Origin of the sequence: Mesorhizobium sp. B1-1-7, from assembly GCF_006442705.1 — a bacterium.
Classification (GTDB): domain Bacteria; phylum Pseudomonadota; class Alphaproteobacteria; order Rhizobiales; family Rhizobiaceae; genus Mesorhizobium; species Mesorhizobium opportunistum.
In genome coordinates, this window is the sequence record NZ_VFWQ01000009.1 from 28,893 (window position 1) to 54,655 (window position 25,763).

25 protein-coding genes are annotated in these 25,763 nt (G+C 64.6%); 13 read left to right on the forward strand and 12 right to left on the reverse strand.

From position 1 onward, the window contains the following. Positions 1–93: 93 nt before the first annotated feature. The 9 genes from FJ978_RS16435 to FJ978_RS16490 all read right to left on the reverse strand — a co-directional run bounded on the left by FJ978_RS16435 (position 94) and on the right by FJ978_RS16490 (position 8,618). A complete protein-coding gene (locus tag FJ978_RS16435; RefSeq protein ID WP_140572955.1) occupies positions 94–1,602 on the reverse strand; it encodes an aldehyde dehydrogenase family protein in 1,509 nt (502 codons plus the stop codon). Positions 1,603–1,763: 161 nt separating this feature from the next. Further along, the gene (locus tag FJ978_RS16440) at positions 1,764–2,108 is read right to left on the reverse strand and encodes a cupin domain-containing protein (RefSeq protein ID WP_013892333.1); all 345 of its coding nucleotides are present in this window, start codon (positions 2,106–2,108) and stop codon (positions 1,764–1,766) included. 22 nt (positions 2,109–2,130) lie between these two features. Next, the gene (locus FJ978_RS16445; RefSeq protein ID WP_013892334.1) at positions 2,131–2,472 is read right to left on the reverse strand and encodes a cupin domain-containing protein; all 342 of its coding nucleotides are present in this window, start codon (positions 2,470–2,472) and stop codon (positions 2,131–2,133) included. A 99-nt stretch (positions 2,473–2,571) separates the two neighbouring features. Continuing rightward, positions 2,572–2,922 (reverse strand): cupin domain-containing protein, encoded by a 351-nt coding sequence (locus FJ978_RS16450; protein WP_140572956.1) that lies wholly within the window; start codon positions 2,920–2,922, stop codon positions 2,572–2,574. Positions 2,923–3,148: 226 nt separating this feature from the next. Continuing rightward, positions 3,149–4,423, reverse strand: coding sequence for a glycosyltransferase (locus FJ978_RS16460; RefSeq protein WP_140572957.1), 1,275 nt, complete (start codon positions 4,421–4,423; stop codon positions 3,149–3,151). Between the two features lie 13 nt (positions 4,424–4,436). Next, entirely contained in the window at positions 4,437–5,510 is a 1,074-nt protein-coding gene (locus FJ978_RS16465) for an ABC transporter ATP-binding protein (protein WP_140572958.1), read from the reverse strand. Continuing rightward, positions 5,507–6,298: an ABC transporter permease gene (locus tag FJ978_RS16470; protein WP_140572959.1), complete on the reverse strand. Its 792-nt coding sequence runs from the start codon at positions 6,296–6,298 to the stop codon at positions 5,507–5,509. Before FJ978_RS16470 ends, FJ978_RS16465 begins: the two co-directional genes overlap by 4 nt. Positions 6,299–6,484: 186 nt before the next feature. Continuing rightward, the gene (locus FJ978_RS16480) at positions 6,485–7,327 is read right to left on the reverse strand and encodes an ABC transporter permease (RefSeq protein WP_140573144.1); all 843 of its coding nucleotides are present in this window, start codon (positions 7,325–7,327) and stop codon (positions 6,485–6,487) included. 226 nt (positions 7,328–7,553) lie between these two features. Then, positions 7,554–8,618 (reverse strand): spermidine/putrescine ABC transporter substrate-binding protein, encoded by a 1,065-nt coding sequence (locus tag FJ978_RS16490; protein WP_140572962.1) that lies wholly within the window; start codon positions 8,616–8,618, stop codon positions 7,554–7,556. A gap of 250 nt (positions 8,619–8,868) precedes the next feature. Here FJ978_RS16490 and FJ978_RS16495 point away from each other — a divergent pair, with 250 nt between their 5' ends. From FJ978_RS16495 to FJ978_RS16510, 4 genes are read left to right on the forward strand one after another with little or no spacing between them, the layout of a single operon-like run. Then, positions 8,869–9,807 carry a GntR family transcriptional regulator gene (locus FJ978_RS16495; protein ID WP_140572963.1) on the forward strand — a complete coding sequence of 313 codons (939 nt, stop codon included), beginning with the start codon at positions 8,869–8,871 and terminating at the stop codon, positions 9,805–9,807. Between the two features lie 10 nt (positions 9,808–9,817). Next, the gene (locus FJ978_RS16500; RefSeq protein WP_140572964.1) at positions 9,818–11,101 is read left to right on the forward strand and encodes a glycosyltransferase; all 1,284 of its coding nucleotides are present in this window, start codon (positions 9,818–9,820) and stop codon (positions 11,099–11,101) included. Positions 11,102–11,106: 5 nt separating this feature from the next. Beyond that, the gene (locus FJ978_RS16505) at positions 11,107–12,477 is read left to right on the forward strand and encodes a glutamine synthetase family protein (RefSeq protein ID WP_140572965.1); all 1,371 of its coding nucleotides are present in this window, start codon (positions 11,107–11,109) and stop codon (positions 12,475–12,477) included. 2 nt (positions 12,478–12,479) lie between these two features. Beyond that, the gene (locus FJ978_RS16510; RefSeq protein WP_140572966.1) at positions 12,480–13,781 is read left to right on the forward strand and encodes an FAD-binding oxidoreductase; all 1,302 of its coding nucleotides are present in this window, start codon (positions 12,480–12,482) and stop codon (positions 13,779–13,781) included. Positions 13,782–13,804: 23 nt separating this feature from the next. Here the strand turns inward: FJ978_RS16510 and FJ978_RS16515 are convergent, their stop codons facing one another. Beyond that, entirely contained in the window at positions 13,805–14,575 is a 771-nt protein-coding gene (locus FJ978_RS16515; protein WP_140572967.1) for an IclR family transcriptional regulator, read from the reverse strand. Positions 14,576–14,694: 119 nt separating this feature from the next. Here FJ978_RS16515 and FJ978_RS16520 point away from each other — a divergent pair, with 119 nt between their 5' ends. The 7 genes from FJ978_RS16520 to FJ978_RS16555 all read left to right on the forward strand — a co-directional run bounded on the left by FJ978_RS16520 (position 14,695) and on the right by FJ978_RS16555 (position 22,505). Then, entirely contained in the window at positions 14,695–15,552 is an 858-nt protein-coding gene (locus FJ978_RS16520) for a CoA-transferase (RefSeq protein ID WP_140572968.1), read from the forward strand. After that, positions 15,549–16,355, forward strand: a complete 807-nt coding sequence (locus FJ978_RS16525) for a CoA-transferase subunit beta (protein ID WP_140572969.1) — start codon at positions 15,549–15,551, stop codon at positions 16,353–16,355. Before FJ978_RS16520 ends, FJ978_RS16525 begins: the two co-directional genes overlap by 4 nt. 1 nt (position 16,356) lies before the next feature. Beyond that, on the forward strand, positions 16,357–17,562 hold the full coding sequence (gene pcaF / locus FJ978_RS16530; protein WP_140573145.1) for a 3-oxoadipyl-CoA thiolase: 1,206 nt from the start codon (positions 16,357–16,359) through the stop codon (positions 17,560–17,562). 151 nt (positions 17,563–17,713) lie between these two features. Further along, positions 17,714–18,745, forward strand: a complete 1,032-nt coding sequence (locus FJ978_RS16535; RefSeq protein WP_140572970.1) for a BMP family protein — start codon at positions 17,714–17,716, stop codon at positions 18,743–18,745. A 252-nt stretch (positions 18,746–18,997) separates the two neighbouring features. Beyond that, a complete protein-coding gene (locus FJ978_RS16545) occupies positions 18,998–20,509 on the forward strand; it encodes an ABC transporter ATP-binding protein (protein WP_140572971.1) in 1,512 nt (503 codons plus the stop codon). Continuing rightward, entirely contained in the window at positions 20,509–21,564 is a 1,056-nt protein-coding gene (locus tag FJ978_RS16550; RefSeq protein ID WP_140572972.1) for an ABC transporter permease, read from the forward strand. The genes FJ978_RS16545 and FJ978_RS16550 overlap by 1 nt, the downstream gene beginning before the upstream one ends. Next, positions 21,561–22,505 carry an ABC transporter permease gene (locus tag FJ978_RS16555; RefSeq protein WP_140572973.1) on the forward strand — a complete coding sequence of 315 codons (945 nt, stop codon included), beginning with the start codon at positions 21,561–21,563 and terminating at the stop codon, positions 22,503–22,505. The genes FJ978_RS16550 and FJ978_RS16555 overlap by 4 nt, the downstream gene beginning before the upstream one ends. A 220-nt stretch (positions 22,506–22,725) precedes the next feature. Here the strand turns inward: FJ978_RS16555 and FJ978_RS16560 are convergent, their stop codons facing one another. Continuing rightward, positions 22,726–23,493: an SDR family oxidoreductase gene (locus FJ978_RS16560; protein ID WP_013892353.1), complete on the reverse strand. Its 768-nt coding sequence runs from the start codon at positions 23,491–23,493 to the stop codon at positions 22,726–22,728. A gap of 287 nt (positions 23,494–23,780) precedes the next feature. Between FJ978_RS16560 and FJ978_RS16565 the strand changes: the two genes are divergently transcribed. Together FJ978_RS16565 and FJ978_RS16570 are read left to right on the forward strand one after the other, a co-directional pair. After that, complete coding sequence (locus FJ978_RS16565) at positions 23,781–23,936, forward strand: hypothetical protein (RefSeq protein ID WP_023765981.1); 156 nt, start codon at positions 23,781–23,783, stop codon at positions 23,934–23,936. A 153-nt stretch (positions 23,937–24,089) separates the two neighbouring features. Next, positions 24,090–25,031 (forward strand): LLM class flavin-dependent oxidoreductase, encoded by a 942-nt coding sequence (locus tag FJ978_RS16570; protein WP_140572974.1) that lies wholly within the window; start codon positions 24,090–24,092, stop codon positions 25,029–25,031. Between the two features lie 6 nt (positions 25,032–25,037). Here FJ978_RS16570 and FJ978_RS16575 read toward each other — a convergent pair whose 3' ends face one another. Continuing rightward, a complete protein-coding gene (locus tag FJ978_RS16575; protein WP_140572975.1) occupies positions 25,038–25,724 on the reverse strand; it encodes an isochorismatase family cysteine hydrolase in 687 nt (228 codons plus the stop codon). Between the last annotated feature and the right edge of the window lie 39 nt (positions 25,725–25,763).

The window sequence follows — 25,763 nt, forward strand, 5'->3', positions numbered from 1 at the left end:
ATTTCGTCCGCACGACTGCCGTGGTCTCACGGGGTATTGGTCGAAGCGACCGAAGCGTAAATGGGCCTGGCGCGCCCTTGCCACGCCGTAGCTTCACACGTGCTTGCGGCCGCCAGCCTCGCGGAACCAACTGTCGGGGTAGGGATACCACCATTCCTGGATCACCGGCTTGTGGTCGATGATGACCATCTTGGAGCGGCGGAAGGCATCGAGCCCCTGGCGTCCGAGCTCGCGGCCGAGGCCGGAAGCCTTCCAGCCGCCGAAGGGCAGGGCGTCATTGTCGATCAGAGGGTTGTTGACCCAGACCATGCCGGCCTCGAGCCGTTCCGCGGCCTCATGCGCCTCGGCGAGATCAGTGGTGAAGACGGAAGCGCCAAGCCCGAACGGGCTGTCATTGGCAAGGCGTATCGCCTCGTCGAAATTTTTCACGCGGCAGATGGCGGCGACCGGGCCAAAGCATTCTTCGCGCACGATTGCCATGTCCGGGGTGACGCCGGTCAGAATCGTCGGCTCGTAGAACCAGCCGGTGTTGTGCGCCGGCGGGATGCGCCCGCCGGTGACTGCGGTGGCGCCGTTGCGGATGGCATCGTCGACCAGCCGCATGACCTTGGCGCGCGCCGCTTCGCTGACCAGCGGGCCGATCTCGGTCTTGTCCATGCCGTTGCCGATGCGCAGCGCGCGCGTCCGTTCGGCGAAAAGCGCGACGAAGCGATCATGAACGGCGTCGACGACGAAGAAGCGCTCTGCCGAGGTGCAGACCTGGCCGGTGAGGTGGAAGGCCGCAGTGACGCTGCCGGCTGCCGCGACCTCCAGCGGGGCGTGCTTGCTGATGATCAGCGGGTCACTGCCGCCCGCCTCGATGACACAAGGCTTCATGCGCTCGGCGCAGGCGACCGCGACGGCCTTGCCGGCGGCGACCGAGCCGGTGAAGGCAACGGCATGGGTGCGGTCGGAGGCAATCAGCGCTTGCGCCGTGGCCGCTCCGCCGGGCAGGCAGGAGACCAGGCCTTCGGGCAGCGCGCGGAACACGGTCATGTAGTCCAGCGTCGACAGCGTCGTCGCCTCGGCCGGCTTGATGATGCAGGCGTTGCCGGCGGCGAGCGAAGCCGCCACCGTCCAGCACATCAGCAGGATCGGGAAATTGTAGGGCATGATGTGGACGGACACGCCGTAAGGTTCGTAGCGCGCATACTGGAACGAACCGGCCTGCGTCGTGCCGGCGATCTTGCCGGCATCGTCGCGCGCCATCTCGGCATAGTAGCGGAAGATCGGCGCGCAATTGGCGATCTCGCCGATGGCTTCCGGATAGGGCTTGCCCATCTCGCGCACCATCAGCTCCGCGCAGCGGGTGAAGTCGGCCGCCTCGATGGCGTTGGCGACGGCGTGCAGGTGCTTGGCCCTGCTTTTGGCGTCGAGCGTCTTCCAGACTGCCTGCGCCGTGGTCGCGGCGGTGAGCACGGCGTCGATCTCACCATCGCTGGCCGCAGCGATCGCGCCGACGGTTTCCAGCGTCGCGGGGTCGATCACCGGTTTTGACGCGCCGGCCATCGGCCGGTAGTCCGGATTGACGAAGAAGGTCGGCCGGTCAGGGGAGAAATGCATTTTCGTCCTCCTCCACGTATGGAGCCTTTTTGAGAATTCGTCCTGCCGAGGCAGATGGCGTGGCTTTCGAGAACCGGAGCGCAGCGGACATTTAGTCCGTGAGCACCGGAAGCGCAGAAAGCCGCGTCAGGTGTCCGGCGGGGTAGAATTATCGGAAAGGCTCAGCGGATCATGTAGACCTTCTTGATGGTCTCATGGACGGTGCAGACGCCCTTCCAGTCCTGCGGGAAGAAGGCCGCCGTGTCCGGCTCGATCTCGATCACCTCGCCGGATTCATGGACATAGGTGCAGCTTCCTTCGAGGAAGTGGCAGAATTCGTCGCGGGTGACGTGGCAGTGCCATTTGCCGGGTGTGCAGACCCACAGCCCGCATTCGGAGCGGCCTTCCGGCCCTTTGTAGAGCAGCTTGCCCGAAGTGTGGGATTGCCCCTCGATCATGGTCGGGATGACGCCCCAGTCGACGAGGTCGGTGACGGCGAGCGGCGATTGCATGATTGGCGTGGTCATAGGGATGTCCTCGAAAGAGTGCTCAGCGGCACATGAAAGCCTTGGTCAGCGTTTGGGTGATGATGGAAATGCCGGTCCAGCCGGCGGGAAAGAACACCAGCGTGCCGGCCTCGACCGGAATCTGTTCGCCGTTGTCATGGACATAGCTGCCGTGCCCCGACAGGAAGTGGCAGAACTCGCCCGACGCAAACGTGACCTTGCGGGTGCCCGGCGTGCAGGACCACAAGCCGCATTCGCTCGAACCGTCCGGGTTCTGCGACAGGATCCTGCCCGACGCGCGCGGCGCGCCGGCGAGCGTGTTGGCGCCCGCGCCCCAATCCTCCAGTTCCACGGTGGAGGCCTTCGGCCAATGCGGTGTCGGCATGTCTTGCTCCTGTGCAGTGGATTCTGCTTGAGCATGATCTTGTCCGAAAACCGGTTCCCACTTTTCGCTGTCGCGGTCCTTCGGTTCGGGATCATGCTTTCACGCCAGCATGTAGACGTTGCGCATGGTCTCATGCACCGTGCATTCGCCCGTCCAGCCGGCGGGGAACATGACCACGGTCCCGGCCGAGACTTCTATCATTTCGCCGACATCCGAGCGGTAGGTCGCGCGGCCGGCGACGAAATGGCACAATTCATCGCGCGGAATCGAGAGCCGCCAGCGGCCCGGCGTGCACACCCAGATGCCGGATTCCGGCTGGTTGTTCGGGCCCCTGTGCAGGAGTTTGCCGGTCGAGTGGGACGTGCCTGCCAATGCATCCGGTTGGAGGCCCCAGTCGACGAGGTCGGTGCGGGTGGAGGCTTGGTGTAGGTGCGGGGCGGAGGAGGTCATGAGTGTGCTCTGGTGGCGCGATGTTTAACGTTGATATGCCGAGCTAGGGCACCCCCCTCTGGCCTGCCGGCCATCTCCCCCGCAAGGGGGGAGATCGGATGTTGTCTCGGCCTTCACCAATCACCAAGGCTGCAGAGTGAGAATCGGCTGCGAAGCTGCCAATCTCCCCCCTTGCGGGGGAGATGTCCGGCAGGACAGAGGGGGGTGCTCAGGCTCGACATCTCGATCACAGCAGCGCCCCCAGCAAACCCGCCGCCTTCTCCGGCCCGTTCTGCGCGTGCATCTGCGTCGATGTCTTCGCCAGCTTCGCTTTCATGGCCGGATCGGTCAGGCAAGCCTCGATCCTGGCGACCAGCTCGGCATCGGTCCAGTCGTAGCGCGGCATGCCGAAGCCGTGGCCGGTTTCCTCGACGCGGGTGGCGTTGTCGTGGCCGTCCCAGACATAGGGCATGATGATCGCCGGCTTGCCGAAATAGAGGCACTCGGTGAACGAGTTGTTGCCGCCATGGTGGATGACGGCATCGACCTGCGGGATGACCGAGGGCTGCGGGAACCAGCTGTCGACGATGATGTTGCTGGGCACGTCCGTATACTGGTCCTTGTAGCCGCCGACATTGACCAGCGCGCGGTAGCGTGTGTTGCCCAGCGTCGCGATGATGCGCTTCAACAGCTCGACATCGCCGGCGCCGAGGCTGCCGAAGGAGACGTAGAGCAGCGGCCCGTCATTGTTCTTCGCGAAGGTCGGCACCGTGTAGGGCTTCTCCTGGCGCACGCAGCCTTCGAGATACTGGAATTGTGCCGGATCGAGCGGATGGCGCCGCTTGAACTTGGCCGCCTCCGGATAGAGCAGCAAATTGAGGTAGGGCGAGGCCTCGAAGAACTGGCCGATCGGATAGGGCGCCTCATTGTTGGCGGAGAGAAAGGCGTTGAAGTCGTCATGGATCGGCTTGATCACCGCATTGAAATGGTCGCGGTAGCGCTGGTGTCCGGCATGGTCGTTCTCGCCGCAGCCTGAGAGATGCGGCGGGATGTCTTCATCCTCGATCTCGTTTTCCGAGCAGGAGATGACGCGCACCCAAGGCTTGCCGTACTGCTTGATCGCCGGGAACAGGATGACGTTGTCGACGCAGATCACATCGGGCTTGATCGCAGCCAGGACGCGCGGCAGGTCCTTCTGCGCCCATTTGGCGCTGTCGACGATCGCGGTCCAGCAATCCTTGACGTAATTGTCGACCTGGTCGTAGGGCGATTTGCGGAAATTCGGGATGTGGCCGTTGATGAAATCCTCCCAGAATTTCGCCATCTGCTCGGCGGGCATCGGTTCGGAGAGATTCACCGGATGCGCCTCGAAACCGTAGCCCTTGTAGACGTCGACGAAGCCGGGATCGGACAGGAACACGGCTCTGTGGCCGCGCGCCTCGACGGCTTGCGCGATGCCGACGGAATTGAGCGCCGGGCCGTAGGCCGCCTCTGGAAAGAACGCGATCGTCTTCTGCGCCATCAGGCTTCTCCTGTTATTCTGCGAAAATTCTGACATCGGCGGCATCCCAGCCGAGTTCGACCTGGTCGCCTGACGAAACCGGCCGGCGGTCGGCGGCATCGGCGGTGACGCGGACCAGGAACGGTTTGGGCGACAGCGGCGTGCGGACATGTAGTTGCAAGTCGAGCCCCTGGTAGGCCAGCGCCTCGACCGTGCCGGTGGTGCGGTTGGCGGTCTCGACTGACGGGAACAGCCGGATCCGTTCGGGCCGCACGGAGGCCACCGCCGATGCGCCGGGCGGGAGTGCGGCGGGGAGCTTGCCGGCGATGCGCGACCCATTGGTGGCCATCACGCCGTCGGCGGCGGCCTTGCCCGGCACGAAATTCATCACACCGATGAAATCGGCGACGAAGCGATCCGCCGGATGTTCGTAGACCGCATGTGGCGTGTCGCATTGCAGCAACTTGCCGTCCTTCAGCACCGCCATGCGGTCGGCCATGACAAGCGATTCCTCCTGGTCATGGGTGACGATGACGAAGGTGATGCCGACCTCGTGCTGCAGGCGCTTCAATTCCAATTGCATGGCTCCGCGCAGCTTCTTGTCGAGCGCACCGAGCGGCTCGTCGAGCAGCAGCAGCCTTGGCCGCTTGACCAGGGCACGGGCGAGCGCGACGCGCTGCTTCTGGCCACCGGACAATTGCTCCGGCTTGCGGTCGGCGAAGGGGACGAGTTCGGTGGTCGCCAGGATGGCGTCGACCCGGGAGCGGATTTCTCTAGCCGGCAAACGCTCCATTTCCAGGCCATAGGAGACATTGGCCCGAACACTCATATGCGGGAACAGCGCGTAGGACTGGAACATCAGGTTGACGGGCCGCTTGTTCGGCGGCATCCGGGCAATGTCGCGGCCGTCGAGCAGGATACGGCCGTCATTGGGCGTCTCGAAGCCGGCCAGCATGCGCAGCAGCGTGGTCTTGCCGCAGCCGGAGGGCCCGAGCAGCGCGAAGAACTCGTTCTCGCGGATATCGAGCGAGATGCCATCGACAGCGGTGACCCGGCCGAAGTTCTTGGACACATGATCGATGGCCAGCAGCGTGCGCGCTTCGCTCATTGGCCGATCAATCCCCTGTTGAGCCGCTGCGACAGGGTGAGCGCGGTGATCGAGACCGCCATGACGATGGTGGCCAGCGCGTTGATCTCCGGAGTGATGCCGAAGCGGATCATGGCGTAGATATGCATCGGCAATGTCGTCGAGGCGCGGCCGGCTCCGGCGGTGAAGAAGGCGATGATGAACTCGTCGACCGACAGCGTGAAGGCGAGCAGCGCGCCGGCGATCACCGCCGGCAGAATGACCGGCAAGGTCACCCGCCGGAACGTCGTGAGCGCGGAGGCGCCGAGATCGGCAGAGGCTTCGACGATCGACCAGTCGAAGCTCTTCAGCCTTGCGCGCACCACCGAGCAGACGAAGGCGAGGTTGAAGACGACATGGGCGAGGATGATGGTGTGCAGGCCCATGGTCAAATTGAGCATGGAGAAGAACGACAGCAGCGCGATCGCCAGCACGATGTCGGGGATGATCATCGGCGCGAAGATCAGCGCTTCGAGCCCCTTGCCGTACTGCCGGCGCATCTCGACGCCGATCGCCAGCAGCGTGCCGAGCAAGGTGGCGATGGCTGTCGAGACCAGCGCCACGATCAACGTGTTGAGCGCGGCGGACAGGATCGCGGAGTTGTGGGCTAGCGAGGCATACCATTTCAACGAGAAGCCCGACCATGCTGTCGGCAGCCCGCCTTCGTTGAAGGACAGCGCCACCAGCACGGCGATCGGGATGTAGAGGAAGGCGAAGACGAGAACGAGGACCGTCCGCATGCTGAGAGTGCGGGTAAAGGATTGATTCATCTCGAACCTCCGGTTGCTTGGAGCCGAGTGAACGAGCTGCGTCCTTCTCCCCGTTCACGGGGAGAAGATGCCGGCAGGCAGATGAGGGGCAGCGCTGAGCATGGCAAAGACAGGCGCCGCCCCTCATCCGCCCCTTCGGGGCACCTTCTCCCCGTAAACGGGGAGAAGGCAAGGATTGCGCCGCGCTCAGCCATCGGCATTGCCTTTCGCCTCGGCCGCTTGCCCCGAAGCGCGATTGGCAGCGATCGCCTGCACCATCAGCACCAGCAGCATGATGGCGATCAACGCCATGGCGAGTGCGGCACCGAAGGGCCAGTCATTGGCGGTGAGGAACTGGTCGTAGACGAGGTTGCCGATCATCTGGAAGCGGCCACCGCCGAGCAAGGCCGGGGTAACGAAATTGCCGATCGACAGCACGAAGACGAAGACCGCGCCGGCGGCGATGCCGGGCACTGTCAGCGGCAAGATGACACGGCGGAATGTGGTGACGGCGGAAGCGCCAAGATCGCGCGAGGCCTCGGCGAGTTCCGGGTTGAGGCGCGACAGCGGCGCGTAGCAGGCGAGGATGACGAAGGGCAAATAGTTGTAGACCAGGCCGGCGATGACGGCGCCTTCGGTGTAGAGCATCGATGGCGGCTCGCCGGTGTAGCCGAACCAGCGCAAGAGTTGCGTGATCAGCCCCTCGCGGTTGAGCAGGACGATCCAGGCATAGGTGCGGATCAGGTAGTTGGACCAGAACGGCAGCACGGCAAAGAACAGGAACACTGGCTGCCACCGGCGCGGTGCCGCCGCGATCGCGTAGGCGGCGGCATAGCCGATCACCACCGCGATGAGCGTCGCGGTGCCGGCGATGCGCGCCGACTTCAGGAAGATGCCGGCATAGAGCGGGTCGAAGACCAGCCCGAAATTCTCCAGCGTGAAGGTGTAATCGATGCCGCCATAAATACCGCGCCGGAAGAAGGCGAGCGCCAGCACCAGCGTGCAGGGAACCACCATCAGCGCGGTCAACCAGACCAGCGCCGGGGCCATCAGCAGGGCTGAGCGGGAGGGGAGGTGTTTCACGAAGCGCCCCCCTCTGCCCTGCCGGGCATCTCCCCCTCAAGGGGGGAGATTGGCTGTGGCATCGCCTTCGTCAATCTCCAATGCTTAAGGGCGAGCGGAACATCAGAACTGCTGATCTCCCCCCTTGAGGGGGAGATGGCCGGCAGGCCAGAGGGGGGCGCCACGGAACGCACGCTTAATTCAAGACTAACGCCTACTGCGCGGCCTTGATCTCGCTGACGATCTTGGAATAGTCGCGCTGGGCTTCGCCGACGTCGCGCAGCTGCTCGAACTTGACGAGGTCGGCCACAGGCATCGCCATGTTGGGGAACTTTGCCAGGAAGTCGGCCGGCAAGCTCTCCATCGCCGGCTTGTTCGGCACCTTGTAGTCGATGTTCTGCGCCGCCCAGGCGTGGTTCTTGGCATCGAGCATGAAGTTGATGAACTGGAAGGCGGCGTCCTTGTTGGCGGAAGCCTTCATCACCACCATCGTGTCGACCCAGAGATCCGAACCTTCCTTGGGAATGACGTATTTGATCTCGGGCTTGTCGGCGATGCCGTAGTTGCACCAGCCGTCCCAGGCCTGCACCATCAAGGCCTCGCCGGACACCAGCTTGGAATAGAAGGTGGTGTCGTCATAGGCGAGCAGGGTCTTCTTGGCCGAGATCAAGAGGTCCTTGACCTCGGCCATCTTGGCCGGGTCGGTCTCGTTGACGGAAAACCCCTTGTCGAGCTGGCCGGCGGCGAGCAGCCAGCGATCAGTCGCCAGCATGGTGGTCTTGCCCTTCAACTCGTCGGAGGGCGCCAACAGGTCGCTCCAGCTCGTCGGCGCCACCTTCATCAGGTCCGAGCGGTAGCAAAGGCCCGTCGTGCCCCAGGTGTAAGGCACGGAGAAAGTGTTGCCGACATCGTGCGGCAGCTTGGTCGCTTCCGGGTAGAGGTTCGCGAGGTTCGGGATCTTGGCGTGGTCCATCGGCTCGGTCAGGCCAAGCTTGTTCAGCACTTCGGCGAAGGGCGAGGAGACGAAGACCACGTCATAGCCCTTGCCGCCGGCGGCGATGAGCTTGCCCATGATCTCTTCATTGGTGGCGTGCACCACCACTTCGCCGGAAACGCCGGTCGCGGTCTTGAAGGCGGCCATGGCGTCGGGCGCCATGTAGCCGTCCCAGTTGGAAATGACGAGGTCGGCGGCGACAGCCGGCACCGACAGTGCCAGGGCAAGGCCGAGTGCGATTGAAGAGACCTTGAGCGCACGGCGCCGCGGGCTGGTAGCGGTCATGGCAGACTCCCATTCGGGTTGATCGTCGAATTCTGTGTTGGATCCGGCGCGATCTGTCTCGCGGCTCCGATCCTGTTCCCTCGGTCTTTTTCCTGCCGATTGCCCTCACAGTACTATTGCAGAAAAAAGTACGTCAATCCATAATTTGACAAGTGACCGAGGAATCTGGGCGACCGAGCAATCCAGCCGATTGCGTCCGGGAAGCCGATCGGTCAAACCATGTGGTCACGTCCGCCCATCGAGACTAGTCATGCAAGCCGCAACCCGACGACCTCGCACCAACCACCTCGACCTGGCGCAGCGCATCCTGGATGTGGCCCGCCAGCGCGGCTTCGAACCGGGCGCACGGCTGCCCGAACAGCAAATCGCCTCGCTGTGCAATGTCTCGCGCACGCCGGTGCGGGCGGCACTCAGCCTGCTCGCGGAGCGGGGTGTCGTGCGCTGGCAGGCCGATACCGGCTATCATCTGGCCGTCGACCTCGCCGCGCAGCCGGCCATATCGGCCGAGCTGCCCATTACCGAGGAAGACGAGCTTGCCGAAGCGATCCTGCGCGACCGGTCGGCGCGCAGGCTGGACCAGACGGTGACCGCCGCCGGGTTGATGCGACGGTACAGCGCCGAGAGAAAGACGGTACTAAAAGCGCTTAATAAACTGACGGAAGAGAATCTGCTCGATCGTGCGCCGGGCCAGTCCTGGCTTTTCCGCCGCACGCCGGATGATCCGGAGGCGCAAGGCGAAAGCTACGAGTTCCGCCTGCTGCTGGAGCCGGCGGCGATCCTGACGCCCGGCTTCCGGCTCGACGGCGCGCGGGCGGCGGCGTTGCGCCAGGGCATGGACGCGCTGTCGGCGCTGCCGGATGCCGCGTTCGATACGCGCGAGTTCCAGCGGCTGGACATCGATTTCCATGGCATGATCGCCGAGGGCAGCGCCAACCGCTTCGTCGCCGATGCGCTGGCCGATCATCTAAGGCTGCGCCGGCTGCCCGGCATCTATGCCGGCGTCAACGTGTTCAGGCTGCGGCAATCGTTGGTGGAACATTTGAACATACTCGACCATCTCGAAAGCCGGCAGTATGAGGTGGCTGCCGATCTGCTTCGCATTCACCTGCGGCTATCCCGCAACCAGCGACCGCAAGCGGCCAGCCGCGGGGCGCCCGCACTGTTCGGCATGATCAGCCGGCCGGAATGACGAGGATTAATTGACGCGCAAAGCCAGCCCGACCATCGCGCTGTTTCCCGAAGCAAGCTTCGGCGCGGCATTGAATTGCGTCGGTATCGCGCAGGCATTGCGTGCCAAGGGTGCCCGGCCCGTCTTCATCTGCCATGCCGGCTTCTCCGGCGTCTTTGCCGACTATGGTTTCCAGGAATACCAGCTGCCGACCGACGAGCCGCTGAGCGACAGCGAGCGCCAGAGCTACTGGCAGGCCTTCGTGCGCCGGCACCTGCCGCATTTCCGGCTGAGCCCGATCGACCAGCTCGAAACCTATGTCGCGCCGACATGGCAGGCGATCGTCGACACCGCTGTCAATGCCGAGGCGCCTTTGCGCCAATTGCTGGGGCGGCTGAAGCCGGACGCGATCGTGCTCGACAATGTCATCATGTTCCCGGCCATTGCCGCCGCCGGTTGTCCATGGGTGCGTGTCGTCTCATGCGCCGAGACGGAACTGCCGGACGCTGAAGTGCCGCCCTACCTTTCGGGAATGAGTGCCGATGACCCGCAACGCAGGGCGTTCGAGGCTCGCTATCTCACCGCCTCGGCGCCGGCGCATGATCGGTTCAACCGTTTTCGCGTGGATGCCGGCCTGGCGCCGCTGCCGAAAGGCCTGTTCCTGGAGACGTCGCCCGATCTCAATCTGCTGCTGACGCCGGCAATCGTGCGCCGCGAGCGCGCCGCGCCGCTCGATCCGGAGCGCTTCGTCTATCTCGAAGGTTGCGTGCGTTCGGAAGGGCCGTTCGAAGTGCCGGTGTTCCCGCGCAACAAGGGGCCGCTGGTCTATGTCAGCTTCGGCAGCCTCGGTGCCATGGATGTCGGCCTGATCGAGCGGATGCTCGCCGTCTTCGACAGGTTGCCGGCGCGCTTCATCGTCAATGTCGGCGGGTTGCGCGACGCCTATCGCGCGGTGCCGGACAATGTCTATCTCGACGCCTGGTTTCCTCAGCCCTCGGTGGTGGCGAAGTCCGACCTGTTCATCCACCACGGCGGCAATAACAGCTTTTGCGAAGCGCTACGCTTCGGCGTGCCGTCGCTGATCATGCCCTATTGCTGGGACGGACACGACAATGCGCGCCGCGCCGAGGAGACCGGCACCGGCGACCATATCGGCCGTGACGGCTGGACCGAAGGAGTATTGGAGAGAGCCATTCTCGGCCTGCTGGCCGATGACGCCATGCGCGCCCGCCTGAAGGAAAATGCAGCCCAGATGGCGTTGAAACCCGGAACGGACGTGGCCGCGCAAGCCATACTCTCCCTGATACGGACGTGAATGAAATGACCGACAAGAACACGAATACCGCGACCAAGGATCCCAAGGCCTGGCTGGCCCAGCACCGCATCAACGAAGTCGAATGCCTGGTGCCCGACATGAACGGCGTGCTGCGCGGCAAGGCCCTGCCGACTGCGAAGTTCCTCAAGGCGTTGGAAGACCGAGCTCTCTATCTGCCGAGCAGTGCCTTCCTGGTCAGCATCGACGGCCGCTATTCCGGCTCGATCGACGAGGGTTTTGCCTATTCGGACCCGGACATGCGCATGGTGCCCGACGTTTCGACGCTCAGCCTGGCGCCGGGTGCCGCCGCAGGAAAGGCCTATGTCTTCGCCGACGCCTTCCACATGGACGGCAGGCCGTGGATGGCCTCGCCACGCCATGTGCTGCGGGCCGTTCTCGACCTCTATCGCCAGCGCGGCTGGCGCGCGGTGGTGGCGCCGGAGCTTGAATTCTATCTCACCGCGCCCAACCCCGATCCGGACAAGCCGCTGACCGCCCCGATCGGCAGCAATGGCCGCGCGGAGGGCGTGCAGCATCCCTATGACATGGCCGCACTCGAGGAGTTCGAGCCGGTGATCCGCCGCATCTACGATTATGCGGCCGCCGCCGGACTGCCGCTCGACACGCTGATCCACGAATCGGGCACGGCACAGCTGGAGATCAACTTCCTGCATGGCGACGCACTGCCGTTGGCCGACAAGGTGCTTTTGTTCAAACGGCTGACGCGGCAAGCCGCGCAGCAATGCGGCATGCACGCCACTTTCATGGCCAAGCCGATCGCCGCGCAGGCCGGCAGCTCGATGCATCTGCACATGTCCGTCATCGACGAGGCCGGCAACACGCTGTTTGCCGGCAAGGACGATGCCGACACCGAGATGTTCGGCCATTTCATCGGCGGCCTGCAGAGATACGTGCCGGAGATCATGCCGCTGTTCGCGCCCAACGTGAATTCGTTCCGCCGCATAAGGCCGAACCACAGCGCGCCGGCCAACATCGAGTGGTCGCACGACAACCGCTCCTGCGGCCTGCGCGTGCCGGCCGGCGGGCGCGCCGCGCGGCGGGTTGAGAACCGCTTGCCGGGTGCGGATTCAAACCCCTATCTGGCGATCGCCGGATCGCTGCTCGCCGGCTATCTCGGCGTCGAACAGAAGCTGGCGCGTTCGGCCGAAGCGTCGGGCAATGCCTACAAGATCAAGAGCACGCTGCCGAAGACCATGGAGGAGGCGCTGGATCGTTTCGAGGCTTGTGAGCCGGTGCGGAAATTGCTCGGGGAGGACTTTTTCCAGACCTACCTGCGCGTCAAGAGCGTCGAACTCGACCTGTTCCAGGGCGTGGTGACGAGCTGGGAACGCGACCACCTTCTGCTGAAGGTGTGATCATGGCGTCCAGTTCGACGGGTTTCAATTCGGGTCTCGATATCGGCAAATCCTATTATGTCGCCACCGCCAACCCGGCGCCGGACCACCCGGCGCTGGTCGGCGACGTTGATGCCGACCTGGTGGTCGTCGGCGGCGGCTGCACCGGCCTGTCGGCGGCCCTTCACGCCGCTGAGCGCGGCCTGAAGGTGGTGCTGCTCGAAGGCGGCAAGATCGGCTGGGGCGCGTCGGGCCGCAATGGCGGCCAGATGATCCCGGGCCTGCGCAAGGGCGCCAAGGGGCTGGTCAAGCTCTATGGCCCCGAACGGGCGAAGGTGCTGTTCGCTCTCGCCTTCGAGGCCCGGGGCCTGGTGCTCGACATCATCGAGCGCCATGCCATCGACTGCGATCTCAGGCTGACCGGCCATCTGGTCGGCGCGGTCAACGGTTCCGACCTCAGGGATCTGGAAGAAGAAGCCAAGTGCCTCGACAGTGTGATGAAGTTCCGCGATGTCGAGATCCTGTCGGCTGCGGAGGCCCGGGCCAAGGTCGACACGCCCTATCACGGCGCGATGTACGAGCCGCTCGGCGGTCACATGCATCCGCTGAACTACACGCTCGGCCTTGCCCGCGCAGCCGTGGCCGCCGGCGTCGTCATCCATGAGAATTCGGTGGCCGTGAAGCTGGAGCGTGAACCTTCGATCCGGGTCTCGACATCGAAGGGGGCGGTGCGGGCCAAGCATGTCGTGCTGGCGGGCGACGCGTTGCTCCACGGGCTGGAGCCGCGCGTCAACAGCCGCATCATGCCGGTCGGAAACTACATCGTCGCCACCGAGCCGCTGGAAGGTGAGCGTAACGTCATTCCGGCCAATGTCGCGGTGTCCGACACGCGCTTCGTCGTCAACTACTACCGCATGTCGGCGGATGGCCGGCTGCTGTTCGGCGGCGGCGAGCGCTATACGCCATCGCCACCGGCCGACATCGCCGGCTTCGTGCGGCCGCACATGGAATCCACCTTCCCGCAGCTCAAGGGCTGCCGCATCGACCATGCCTGGGGCGGGCTGGTGTCGGTGACCACATCGCGACTGCCGCATGTCGGGCATTATGGCGAGGTCTATTTCGCGCACGGCTATTCCGGCAAGGGCGTCATCCTGTCGACGCTGTCGGGCAAGCTTTTAGCCGAAGCGATCACCGGCGACACCTCAAGGCTCGATTTGTTCTCGACGCTGACCCCGATGCCGTTCCCCGGCGGCACGGCGCTGCGCGGGCCGCTCTATGTGCTGGGCATGCTGTGGTACGCGATGCGGGACCGTATCAAGCATTGAGGGTTGTGAGTTGGCAAGTCCTCTTAAACGACGAAAAAATCCTCAATCCGCTTACTGGCCTCAAGCAGCGCCGGCAGGATTTCCCGCTCCATCTCGGCGACGGCAAACCGCGCCGATTGCGTCGAGACGTTGATCGCCGCGACCGTGCTCCCTGAGCGGTCGCGGATGGGCACGGCGATGGAGCGCAGGCCGAGTTCCAGTTCCTCGTCGACGATGGCAAAGCCCTCGGCCTTCGCCTTGCCGATGGCCTCGGCCAGCAATTTCTTGTCGGTGATCGTCTTCGGCGTGCGCCTCTCGACGGTTGCCTGGCGGAGGAACGCGTCCAATTCCCCCGATGGCAGGCCGGCAAGCAGGATGCGTCCCATCGAGGTGCAATAGGCCGGCAGCCTGGTGCCGACATCGAGCGACACGCTGAGGATGCGGCGGCCGGGAATGCGAGCGACATAGACGACATCCGGGCCCGACAGGATCGCCGCCGAGCAGGCCTCGTTCAGCTGCGCCGCCACCGCCCGCATGATCGGCGCGGCGAAGCTCCACAGCGAGCCGCCGCCAAGCCAGGTGCGGGCGACGGTCAGCAGGCGCGGCGACAGCGAGAACACGCGGCCATCCCGGGTGGCGTAGCCGGTCGCAACCAGCGTCAGCAGGAAGCGGCGGGCGCCGGCACGGGTCAGGCCGGCCACCTCCGCCATTTCGGTCAGCGTCATGCCCTGGGGGTGACGCGCCAGGATTTCCACGACGGCAAGGCCGCGCTCGAGCGAGCCGACATGGTCACGGGAAACGGTTTCTTCGTCCATCAGGCCTCCACGGAATGTACCGTTGCCGAGCTTGACTCCGCATCTTCAATCAGCTTAGAAAGTATCGCATATTAAACATATGTTCGCAATACGAACTTTTTGTACGTGGAGCCGATGCGATGGTCAAGTTCCTGCCGCTCAAACGGGCCATTGCGGAGAACCTCAACAATGGCGACTCCGTCGCCTTCGAGGGCTTCACCCATCTGATCCCGACGGCGGCGGCGCATGAGGCGATCCGCCAGGGTTTTTCCGGCCTGACCCTGATCCGCATGACGCCGGACCTGATCTACGACCAGATGGTCGGCATGGGCATGGCCAAGAAGCTCGTCTTCTCCTATGTCGGCAATCCCGGCGTCGGCCTGTTGCGGCGCGTACGCGATGCCATCGAGAATGGTTTTCCGAGACCCATCGAGGTCGAGGAGCACAGTCATGCCGGCATGGCCAATGCCTATGAGGCGGGTGCTGCCGGCCTGCCCTGCGCGGTGTTCCGCGGCTATCGCGGCGCGGGCCTTGCGGAGGTCAACCCGAACATCAAATCCGTCACGTGCCCGTTCACAGGTGAGGTGCTGGCCGCCGTTCCCTCGATCCGGCCCGACGTCACCTTCATCCATGCGCAGAAGGCCGACCGGAAAGGCAATGTGCTGGTCGAAGGCATTATCGGCGTCCAGAAGGAAGCCGTGCTGGCAGCCAGGCGTGCGGTTGTAACGGTGGAGGAGGTGGTCGACAATTTCGACGACCTGCACCCCAATCTGACCGTGCTGCCGTGCTGGACCATCGCGGCGATTTCCGTCGTGCCGGGCGGCTCGCATCCGTCCTACGCGCATGGCTATTATGGGCGCGACAATGCCGCCTATCTCGAATGGGACGAGATCGCCGCCGACCGGGAAAAGTTCCAGGCCTGGATGCAGGCGAACGTCATCGAAAAGAGCGCCGACGATTTTGCTGGACGTGTCGAGCATCTGAGGAAAGCGGCATGAGCGACACTCCATTGGGCTTGGGCTTCACCCCCAACGAGATGATGACCATTGCCGCCAGCCGTGCGCTCACAAATGACGATGTCTGCTTCGTCGGCATCGGTGCGCCGTCCGCCGCCTGCAATGTGGCGCGGCTGACGCATGCGCCCGACATCACGCTGATCTACGAAAGCGGCACGATCGGCACCGCGCCGGATGTGCTGCCGCTCTCGATCGGCGATGGCGAATTGTGCGAGACCGCGGTCACCACCGTGGCGGTGCCGGAAATGTTCCGCTACTGGCTGCAGGGCGGCCGCATCTCGATCGGCTTCCTCGGCGCGGCGCAGCTCGACAAGTTCGGCAACATCAACACCACCGTCATCGGCGATTATTTCCACCCGAAGACCCGGCTGCCCGGCGGCGGCGGGGCACCGGAGATCGCGACCTCATCGAAGGAGATCTACATCACCATGGCGCAGAGCAAGCGCGGCATGGTCGAAAAGATCGACTTCTTCACCTCCTTCGGCCATGGCGAGGGCGGCGATCATCGCAGGCGTCTCGGCATCGACACGGCTGGTCCGACGCTGCTGATCACCGATCTCGCCATCTGGAAGCCCGATCCGGTGACCAAGGAGTTCACCGTCGTTTCGCTGCATCCGGGTGTCTCGCGCCAGCAGGTGCAGGACAGCTGTGGCTGGGTGGTTAAGTTCGCGGAGGCGCTTGACGAAACACCGCCGCCAAGCGAACTCGAACTCAAGACATTGCGCGACCTGCAGGCCCGCACCAAGGCGGCGCATGAAGGAACCGGAAAAACAAGGGCTGCATGACATGGCCGAGGCCTACATCTGCGATTACATCCGCACGCCGATCGGCCGCTTCGGCGGTTCGCTGTCCTCGGTGCGATCAGACGATCTCGGCGCCATTCCGCTGAAGGCGCTGGTCGAGCGCAATGCCGGCATCGATTGGCAGGCAGTCGACGACGTCGTCTATGGCTGCGCCAACCAGGCCGGCGAGGACAACCGCAACGTGGCGCGGATGGCGCTGCTCTTGGCCGGCCTGCCGAAGGAAATCCCGGGCTCGACCGTCAACCGGCTGTGCGGCTCCGGCATGGATGCGCTGACCATCGCGGCGCGAGCCATCAAGGCCGGCGAGGCGGAGCTGATGATCGCCGGCGGTGTCGAATCGATGAGCCGCGCGCCCTTCGTCATGCCGAAGGCCGACACGGCGTTTTCGCGCAACGCGGAGATCTACGACACCACCATCGGCTGGCGCTTCGTCAACCCGGTGATGAAGAAGCAGTATGGCGTCGATTCCATGCCGGAGACCGGCGAGAACGTGGCGGAAGACTTCGCTATCTCCCGCGCGGAACAGGATGCTTTTGCCGTGCGCAGCCAGGACAAGGCGGTCGCCGCACAGGCCAATGGTCGGCTGGCCAAGGAGATCACGGAGGTGACCATCCCGCAGCGCAAGGGCGATGCGATCGTGGTTTCGAAGGACGAGCATCCCCGCGCCGGCACCACGGTGGAGACGCTGGCCAAATTGCCGACGCCGTTCCGGCAAGGCGGCACGGTGACGGCCGGCAATGCGTCCGGCGTCAATGACGGGGCGGCAGCGCTGATCGTCGCCTCCGAGGCCGCTGCAAAAAAATACGGCCTGACGCCGATCGCCCGCATCCTTGGCGGGGCCGCCGCTGGTGTGGCACCACGCATCATGGGTATCGGACCGGCGCCGGCGACGCAGAAGCTCTGCGCGCGGCTCGGCCTGACTCCAAAACAGTTCGATGTCATCGAGCTCAACGAAGCTTTCGCCTCGCAAGGCATCGCCGTATTGCGCCAGCTCGGCATCGCCGAGGATGCCTTGCACGTCAACCCGAATGGCGGCGCCATCGCGCTTGGCCATCCCCTGGGCATGTCCGGCGCCCGCATCTCCGGCACCGCGGCGCTGGAGCTGCGCGAACGCGGCGGCCGCTACGGCCTGGCCACCATGTGCATCGGCGTCGGCCAGGGCATCGCCATCGCGCTCGAACGGGCTTGACCGCAGGTTTCTCGGCCGGCCAGGATCAAGACCGGATTGGGCACGCCATCAAATTTGACCATGTGGACAAAAGTCCGGACCCGTTCCATAGTTCCCCGTCTGATTTTTAGAACGGCCGGCTCGACACGGCTGTCGAACAGAGGGGACTGCAATGGATAACCGGAAGAACAAATCTCATTCCGCCCGCGAAGGTCTGTCGCGACGCAATGTGCTTGAGCTCGGCGCGCTTGGCCTGGCTGCGGCCATGCTGCCGGGTGCCGCCTTCGCCAAGGACAAGAAACTGAAGGTGGCGGCGATCTTCGCCACGCCGATCGAGGAGCCGTGGGACAATCAGATCCACGTCGCCCTGCAGAAGGCCGAGAAGGAACTCGGCATCGAGTACAAATGGTCCGAGAAAGTGCAGACCGCCGATTTCAGCCGCGTCATGCGCGAATATGCGCAAGGCGGCTATCAGCTGGTGCTGGGCGATGCCTTCGCCGCCGAGCGCGAATCGCGCCGCACCGCCAAGCAATTCCCGAAGACCGCCTGGCTGTTCGGCTCGGGCGCCGGTCCCGCCGATCCCAATTTCGGCGTCTTCGACAACTGGATCCACGAGCCGGCCTATCTGTCAGGCATGATCGCCGGCAAGATGTCGAAGTCGGGCACCATCGGCGCCGTCGCGGCGATGGGCATCCCGGAGGTGAACCGCCTGGTCAACGCCTTCTTCGCCGGCGCCAAGGAGGTCAATCCGAACATCAAGAAGAAGGTCGCCTTCATTGGTTCCTTCTTCGACCCGCCGAAGGCCAAGGAAGCGGCTGTCGCGCAGATCGATGCTGGCGCCGACGTTATCTACGCCGAGCGCTTCGGTGTCATCGAAGCGGCGGTGGAGAAGAAGGTGTTCGCCATCTCCAACATGTCCGACCAGTCGAGCCTCGGCCCGGACACGGTCATCACCGGCCCGGTCTGGGACATGTATCCGACGGTCGAACAGGCGATCAAGCTGGTCAAGGCCGGCGTCTTCACCGCGCAGGACTATGGCGACTTCTCGCGCATGGCCAAGGGTGGATCGTTCCTGGCGCCCTACCACAAGTTCGACAAGACGCTGCCTGCGGAGGTGAAAGACCTAGTCGAGAAGAAGAAGGCCGAGATCCTCGAAGGCAATTTCCGGGTGGATGTCGACGAGAACACGCCGGTTTCGGATTGAGTTCTGGTCTTTAGGGGTTGGTGCTAGGCGCCCCCCTCTGTCCTGCCGGACATCTCCCCCTCAAGGGGGGAGATCGGCAGCTTTGTCGGCGGCACCCTTATTCGGCGTGGAAAATTGGCGAAAGCCGAAAGTGACATCCGATCTCCCCCCTTGAGGGGGAGATGGCCGGCAGGCCAGAGGGGGGCGCCTCGCGCATCCCCATCAATCAAAGCTGGATCACAAAGCCAAGTCCGATCAGGAGTATCCTTGTCCTTGCCCGCCCCACTCATCGAAATGCGCGGCATCACCAAGAGCTTCGGCGCCGTCAAGGCGAACGAGGCTGTCGACCTCAGCGTGGCGCCCGGTGAGATCCTTGGGCTGCTGGGCGAGAACGGCGCCGGCAAGACGACGCTGATGAATGTGCTGTTCGGCGCCTATGCGCCGGATGCCGGCGAGATCCTGATCCAGGGCCGGCCGGTGCGCATCACCAGTTCGGCCGATGCGCTGGCTGCCGGCATCGGCATGGTGCATCAGCACTTTCACCTCGCGCCAAGGCTGACGGTGCTGGAAAACCTGCTGATCGGCATTCCCGGCAAGGCGGGGCGGACCGACCGCGCCGGCGGGCTGGCGCGGCTCGCCGAAATCGGCCGCCAGCACGGCTTGACGCTTAATCCCGACCTGCCGGTCTCGGCGCTGTCGGTCGGCGAGCAACAGCGGCTCGAAATCGTCAAGGCGCTGTTTCGCGGCGCCAAGCTTTTGATCCTCGACGAACCGACCGCGGTGCTGGCGCCCAGCGAGGTCGACGGGCTGTTTTCGGCGCTGCGCTCGATGGCGGCGCAAGGGCTCGGCATCATCTTCATCTCGCACAAGCTCAACGAGGTGCGCGCGCTCACTCACCGCTGCACGGTGCTGCGGCATGGCCGTGTCGCCGGGCGCGTCGACGATCCCGCCAACACGACGTCGGCCGCCATGGCGCAACTGATGTGCGGCCACGAGATCGTGCCGCCGGCGCGGGGGCCATCGACGCCCGGTGCGGCGGTGCTGACGCTCGACGGCATTTCCACCGCGCGGCATTCGGGCACGGCGCTGCGCGGCGTATCGCTTGCCGTGCGCGGCGGCGAGATCCTCGGCATCGCCGGCGTGTCGGGCAATGGCCAACGAGCGCTGGCCGAGGTGATTTCCGGCACACGGGCGCCCGAGACCGGGCGGATGACGATAGCCGGCAAACCAGTAACACGGTTCTCCCCGCGCGAGGTGCAGTCGCTTGGCCTCGGCCGCATCCCGGAAGACCGCATGACCACCGGGCTGGTCACCAATTTGCCGCTTGCCGATTCCATGGTGCTGCCGCGCATCGGTACGGCTGCCTTCAGCAGCAAGGGCCTGCTTAAGCCGGATGCGATCCGCGCCTTTGCCGAGGCCCAGATCAAGGCCTACGATATCAGGTGTCCCGGGCCGATGACGCGCGCCGGCGTGCTGTCCGGCGGCAATCTGCAGAAGGCGCTTTTGGCGCGCGAGCTCGCTTTCGACCCGAAGGTCTTGATCGTGTCGCAACCGACGCGCGGTCTCGACATCGGTGCGGCTCGATTCATCCACGAAAAATTCCTCGACATGCGGGCCAAGGGCTGCGGCATCATCGTCATCGGCGAGGATCTCGAAGAATTGCTGGTGCTCTGCGACCGCATCGCGGTGATGTATGAGGGGCGCATCGCCGGCACGCTCGACAGCGCCGATGCGACGATCGCGCGGCTCGGGCTGATGATGACCGGGGCGGAGGGGAGAGCCTGATGTTTCGCCTGGAAGTCCGCACCTCGACGCCCGCGTGGTTCAACCTCGCTTTGCCGCTGCTGGCTATCGGCGCGACGCTCGTCCTGTGCAGCGGCCTGATCGCGCTGGCCGGCGCCGGCGTGATCGAGGCCTATGGCGTGATGTTCACCGCCTCGCTCGGCGACAGCTACGCGATCATCGAAACCATGGTGCGCGCGGCGCCGATGATCTTCACCGGGCTGGCGGTGGCCGTCGCCTTCCGGGCCAAATTCTGGAACATCGGCGCCGAAGGGCAATTGCTCGCCGGCGCGGTCGCCAGTTGCTTCGTCGGCGCGATCCCGATGCCGGGGCCACTCGCCATGGTCTTGATGGCGGTGGCGGGCGCCGCGGCAGGTGCTGCGGTCGCGCTGGTGCCGGCGACGCTGCGGGTCAAATTCAAGGTCGACGATGTCGTTTCCTCGCTGCTGCTCAACTCGGTCATCTACTACGCGCTGATGGCGCTGATCGAGGGGCCGTGGAAGGATAGTTTCAGCGGCTATCCGATCTCGCCGCCGATCGAGGATTCGGCTAACTTTCCGGTGCTGATAGAGGGCACGCGGCTGCATCTCGGCGTCATCGTGGCGCTGATCGCCGCGCCTTTGATCTGGTTCCTGATCGTGCGCACGACGCTCGGCTTCCGCATCCGGGTCACCGGCGAAAACCCGGAAGCGGCCCGCTATGGCGGCATCCATGTCGAGCGGGTGCTGATCTCGACGGCGCTGCTGTCGGGCGCGCTGGCCGGGCTCGCCGGCGTCGGCGAGGTTGGCGGCGTGCATTTCCAGGTGATGAGCGACATCTCGCCGGGCTATGGCTATTCCGGTATCGTCGTCGCCATGCTGGCGCGGCTCAACCCGCTCGGCGTCGTGCCGGCGGCGATCTTCCTGGCTGCCGTGATGACCGGGGCCGAGGCGATGTCGCGCTCGACCGGCGTGCCGGCCTTCCTCAGCGACGTCATCCAGGGCACCGCGCTGCTGGCCATGCTGGTGGCGCTGCTGTTCACCGCCTACCGCATCCGCCGCGTCGGAGTTGTCCGATGAGCGCGGTGTTCGAACAGATTTTTCAGGTCGGCTTCCTGGCCGCGATCATCCGCATTGCCACGCCTCTGGCCTTTGCCACGCTCGGCGAAATGTTCTCCGAGCGGGCCGGCGTGCTCAATCTCGGTATCGAGGGCATCATGCTGCTCTGCGCCATGACCGGCTTCACCGCCACCAGCCTCAGCGGCAGCCTGTGGCTCGGCGTGCTGGTGGCGGTGCTGACTGGCATGCTGATGGGCGCGCTGCACGCGCTGTTCACCGTGGCGCTGGGCTTGAGCCAGCATGTCTGCGGCATCGGCGTCACGCTGTTTTCGTCCGGCCTTGCCTATTTCCTCTACCGGCTGATCTTCGGCCAGCAATCGGTACCGCCCAGCATCAAGGGCTTCCAGACGCTGCCGATCCCGCTGCTGTCTGATATTCCGGTGATCGGGACGGCGGTGTTCAACCAGTTCGCTCTGGTCTACATGGCGATCCTTGCCATCCCGCTCGCCGCCTTCGTGCTCTACCGTACGCCATGGGGCCTGTCGGTGCGCATGGTCGGCGAGAACCCGCGTGCCGCCGATTCGGCCGGGGTCAGCGTCATTGCTACCCGCTTCCAGGCGGTCATCCTCGGCGGGGCGCTGATGGGACTGGCCGGCGCCTTCCTGTCGATGGCGCAGTTCAACGCCTTCACCTTCGGCGTGGTGTCAGGACGGGGCTGGGTTGCGATCGCACTGGTGGTGTTCGGCCGCTGGGATCCGTGGCGCTCGGCGGGCGCGGCACTGCTGTTCGCCTTCGTCGATGCGTTGCAGCTGCGCATGCAGGCGAGCGGCCTCGGGCACATCCCCTACGAGGCGTTCCTGATGCTGCCCTTCATCTTCACCATCGTTGCCATGGCCGTGATGTCACGCAACGCGGTGGCGCCATCGGCCCTGCTCAAGCCGTTCCGCAGGGAGGAGCGGTAGACGAGTTGGGCGTCCTTTCCTCTCCCTCCGGAGGGGGGAGAGGTGGCTCGGCGAAGCCGAGACGGAGTGGGGGAACCACCTCGCAGCAGTCGCCAACGGAAGGGACCTAAGCGCAAGAATCTTTCTGTACCGCGCCGAGGGTCGACCCCCACTCCGTCGAGCTGCGCTCGACACCTCTCCCCCGATCGACGGGGGAGAGGAAGGGCGCCAGGCTGTCGCCTCACATCGCCGTAAAACCATTGTCGACGAACAGATGCGTGCCGTTGACGAAGCTCGACTCGTCGCTGGCGAGGTACAGCGCGGCCTTGGCCACCTCTTCCGGCTCGCCGATCCGGCCCTGCTGCGCGGCAAGCGCGGCGTCGGAGACATCGATGCCGAGCCTGCCGAGATCGGCGACCTCGCGCAGGCCGTGCGGCGTGCGGATGAAGCCGGGGCAGACGGCGTTGCAGCGGATGTTGCGGTCGCGGAATTCGACGGCGATGGCGCGGGCGAACATGTGGCAGGCGCCCTTGGTGGTGTCGTAGAGCACCTCCATCGGCGTCGCGGCCACCGCCGAGATCGACGAGGTGCAGACAATCGAGCCGCCGCCGGCCGCGATCATGCCGGGCAGCACGGCGCGCGTCATCAGGAACATCGAGCGGACATTGACGGCGTGCAGCCAGTCCCATTCCTGAACCGTCGTCTCCAGGAAGGGTTTGATGACGATGGTGCCGGCGTGGTTGAACAGCACGGTGACCGGGCCGAGCTTTTCGGTCGCCCCTTTCACCGCGGCCTCGACCTGCGCTTCGTCGGACACGTCGGCGACGAAATGCTCGGCTATGTGTCCCCGCGCACGTATCGCGGCCGCCGTGGCGGCTGCCGCCTCGCGATTGCGGTCGATGATCGCGACCTTGGCGCCTTCGGCGGCAAACAGTTCCGAGGCCGCTCCGCCCATTCCCGTGGCGCCGCCCGAAATGATGGCGACCTTGCCGGCCAGTCTCGTGCCCATTTTCAGTTCCCCATGGTTGATGGTCTTCGTGTGCTCGGGCGATGCTACCGCGCGCGCAGCGGGCGGCCAATGGACGAATTGGGCACAGCGGGAACAAGGACATAGGTCCTTTCGGTCGCTTCGCGGCAATGCGAACGCCCCGCCGATCCATCGCGCTGACAAGCGCTCTCAGCAATCCGCAACCAATCTGCCGCCCGAAATAGGAAGATAATTCTGCTTTTGGCCAAAAAATAGCAATCGACAAAGTCTACAAGTTTTATAGATTAACCAGCGAGACGGAGGTCGATATGTCCTATATCCAGAACGCTCAGACTGACAGCAGCGGCCAGAGAGTGGCCAATGCCCAGACCTTTCGCCCGGCCTATGCCGGCGCTTTCGCCTATCTCGTCTTTGCCCTTGCGTTCGTGTTCACCGGGGCGGTCGTTCTCGGCCTTATTCCCTGAGCTTCAGGCTGGCCCCGAGACATTAGACTGACGGGGCTAGTTGCCCCATATTTTCAGGCAATCGGAGTTGAATGAACCGGATCCCGGCGCGCTTGCGCGCGGCTGGGATTCGAACTTCACCGCATCCATGATTCCAGAAATGGAGGAGATGAAATGCCGATCGAATTCACGCATGTACCGGGCAAGACCGCCGATGCCACGGCGCCCTTCTTCTATGATTTCGCCGAGACGGCGACCAAGCTCGGGCTGATCGAGGACAGCGGCTTCCGCAAGATCGTCGTCGACGATTCGGCGGGGCTGCTGACCAATATGGACCTTGCTTCCCAGGTGCTTAACCGCACCGCTTCGCTGGAAGTGGTGCTCACCCACTGGGCCGGCGTGATCGAACCGACGGTGGCGGCCCGCCAGCTGGCATCGATCGACAGGGAAAGCGGTGGACGGCTGGCGCTCAGGATGATCAGCGAGCCGTTGAACGATGACGATGCCGAGACACGGCCGGTCGGACATGGCGTCGTCTGGCAGCGCATCGACGAATATCTGGTGCTCTTGAAGCGGCTGTGGTCGAACGACCGGCCTTTCGACCATGAAGGCGCCTTCTACAGCATCAAGGGCGGCTATGTGCCGCGCAAGGGCCCTCACGGCGCCGACCTCGTCATCCGCATGGGCGGACAATCCGGAACGGCGCTCAAGGTGGCCGGCCGGCATGCCGATGTCTTCGAACTGGCGCCGGGCTCGATCGATGAAATCAGGCAATTGATGGAGCGGGCGCGCGGTGCCGCCGCCGAGCATGGCCGCGCCGGCAAGCTGCGCTTCGCGCTTCCGGTCCGGATTCACCGGGGTGCGTCCGCCACGGGCCACAAGGCGGTCGACCTGTCCGGGCCACCGGCTCAGGTCGCCCTGTCGCTGCTTGCCTATACGGCTCTCGGGATCGATGAGTTCATGATCGTTGGCGTGGACACGCCGCGCGAGATCGCGACGGTCGGCCGGGAAACGCTCGCCTTGCTGCGCAATTCGCTGGCGCGTCGCGAAGATGATGCCTTCCAGCCCGGGGCGTATGCGTCTCGCACAGGGCCGGAGACTCGCGCCGCAGGTTGAGGTTCATCAGTCCTTTGTTGTTGCAGGCCTGTCGCCAAGCCGCGACAGGCCGTCGATCACAGCGGTTGAATCGGCCAGCGCGCCGAAGACACCATCCTCGACCGTCACCATGTGAAGCGCCGCCTGGTGCGCTTGCCGGTCACCACTGGCGCAGGCGTCCGAGATCGTCAGGCACTGAAAATTGCGGTCGCAGGCCTCGCGCAACGTGGTGTGGACGCAGACATCGGTCGTGCATCCGGAAAACATCAGATGCGTGATGCCTTGCGCGCGCAGCACGAGCTCGAAATCCGTGTAGGTGAAGGCGCTGTTGCAGGTCTTGTCGACGATGATGTCATCAGGCGCGACATCGATCTCCGGAACGATCTGAAATCCCGGACCCGAACGCAGCAGGATCTCGGTGCCGTCGAGGCCGGAGCGCTTGCGACGCCATTTCTCGTAGGGCGTCATGTCGGCCATGTCGGCGCGGTATCCTTGCCTGGTGTGGATGATGGTGATGCCGGCTCTGCGCGCGGCTGATATCAGCCGGTTCACCGTCGGCAGGATCGCCCGCAGCGGCGAAGGGTCATATCCCTGCCTGGCGAAATAGCCCGTCGTCGACAGGAAATCCTGCTGCAGGTCGATGACGACGAGCGCGGTGTTTTCGGCGACCAGCATGCCGTCATAGGGGAAGTCGAAGGGCGTTGCCTTGATCATCGGTGGCTCCCTGTTTTCGGCCAACCATAATGGTTCAAC

Coding starts and splice junctions, on each gene's coding strand:
- FJ978_RS16435 (WP_140572955.1), bottom strand. CDS start 1,602: ATGCATTTCTCCCCTGACCGGCCGACCTTCTTCGTCAATCCGGACTAC.
- FJ978_RS16440 (WP_013892333.1), bottom strand. CDS start 2,108: ATGACCACGCCAATCATGCAATCGCCGCTCGCCGTCACCGACCTCGTC.
- FJ978_RS16445 (WP_013892334.1), bottom strand. CDS start 2,472: ATGCCGACACCGCATTGGCCGAAGGCCTCCACCGTGGAACTGGAGGAT.
- FJ978_RS16450 (WP_140572956.1), bottom strand. CDS start 2,922: ATGACCTCCTCCGCCCCGCACCTACACCAAGCCTCCACCCGCACCGAC.
- FJ978_RS16460 (WP_140572957.1), bottom strand. CDS start 4,423: ATGGCGCAGAAGACGATCGCGTTCTTTCCAGAGGCGGCCTACGGCCCG.
- FJ978_RS16465 (WP_140572958.1), bottom strand. CDS start 5,510: ATGAGCGAAGCGCGCACGCTGCTGGCCATCGATCATGTGTCCAAGAAC.
- FJ978_RS16470 (WP_140572959.1), bottom strand. CDS start 6,298: ATGAATCAATCCTTTACCCGCACTCTCAGCATGCGGACGGTCCTCGTT.
- FJ978_RS16480 (WP_140573144.1), bottom strand. CDS start 7,327: ATGGCCCCGGCGCTGGTCTGGTTGACCGCGCTGATGGTGGTTCCCTGC.
- FJ978_RS16490 (WP_140572962.1), bottom strand. CDS start 8,618: ATGACCGCTACCAGCCCGCGGCGCCGTGCGCTCAAGGTCTCTTCAATC.
- FJ978_RS16495 (WP_140572963.1), top strand. CDS start 8,869: ATGCAAGCCGCAACCCGACGACCTCGCACCAACCACCTCGACCTGGCG.
- FJ978_RS16505 (WP_140572965.1), top strand. CDS start 11,107: ATGACCGACAAGAACACGAATACCGCGACCAAGGATCCCAAGGCCTGG.
- FJ978_RS16510 (WP_140572966.1), top strand. CDS start 12,480: ATGGCGTCCAGTTCGACGGGTTTCAATTCGGGTCTCGATATCGGCAAA.
- FJ978_RS16515 (WP_140572967.1), bottom strand. CDS start 14,575: ATGGACGAAGAAACCGTTTCCCGTGACCATGTCGGCTCGCTCGAGCGC.
- FJ978_RS16520 (WP_140572968.1), top strand. CDS start 14,695: ATGGTCAAGTTCCTGCCGCTCAAACGGGCCATTGCGGAGAACCTCAAC.
- FJ978_RS16525 (WP_140572969.1), top strand. CDS start 15,549: ATGAGCGACACTCCATTGGGCTTGGGCTTCACCCCCAACGAGATGATG.
- pcaF (WP_140573145.1), top strand. CDS start 16,357: ATGGCCGAGGCCTACATCTGCGATTACATCCGCACGCCGATCGGCCGC.
- FJ978_RS16535 (WP_140572970.1), top strand. CDS start 17,714: ATGGATAACCGGAAGAACAAATCTCATTCCGCCCGCGAAGGTCTGTCG.
- FJ978_RS16550 (WP_140572972.1), top strand. CDS start 20,509: ATGTTTCGCCTGGAAGTCCGCACCTCGACGCCCGCGTGGTTCAACCTC.
- FJ978_RS16555 (WP_140572973.1), top strand. CDS start 21,561: ATGAGCGCGGTGTTCGAACAGATTTTTCAGGTCGGCTTCCTGGCCGCG.
- FJ978_RS16560 (WP_013892353.1), bottom strand. CDS start 23,493: ATGGGCACGAGACTGGCCGGCAAGGTCGCCATCATTTCGGGCGGCGCC.
- FJ978_RS16565 (WP_023765981.1), top strand. CDS start 23,781: ATGTCCTATATCCAGAACGCTCAGACTGACAGCAGCGGCCAGAGAGTG.
- FJ978_RS16570 (WP_140572974.1), top strand. CDS start 24,090: ATGCCGATCGAATTCACGCATGTACCGGGCAAGACCGCCGATGCCACG.
- FJ978_RS16575 (WP_140572975.1), bottom strand. CDS start 25,724: ATGATCAAGGCAACGCCCTTCGACTTCCCCTATGACGGCATGCTGGTC.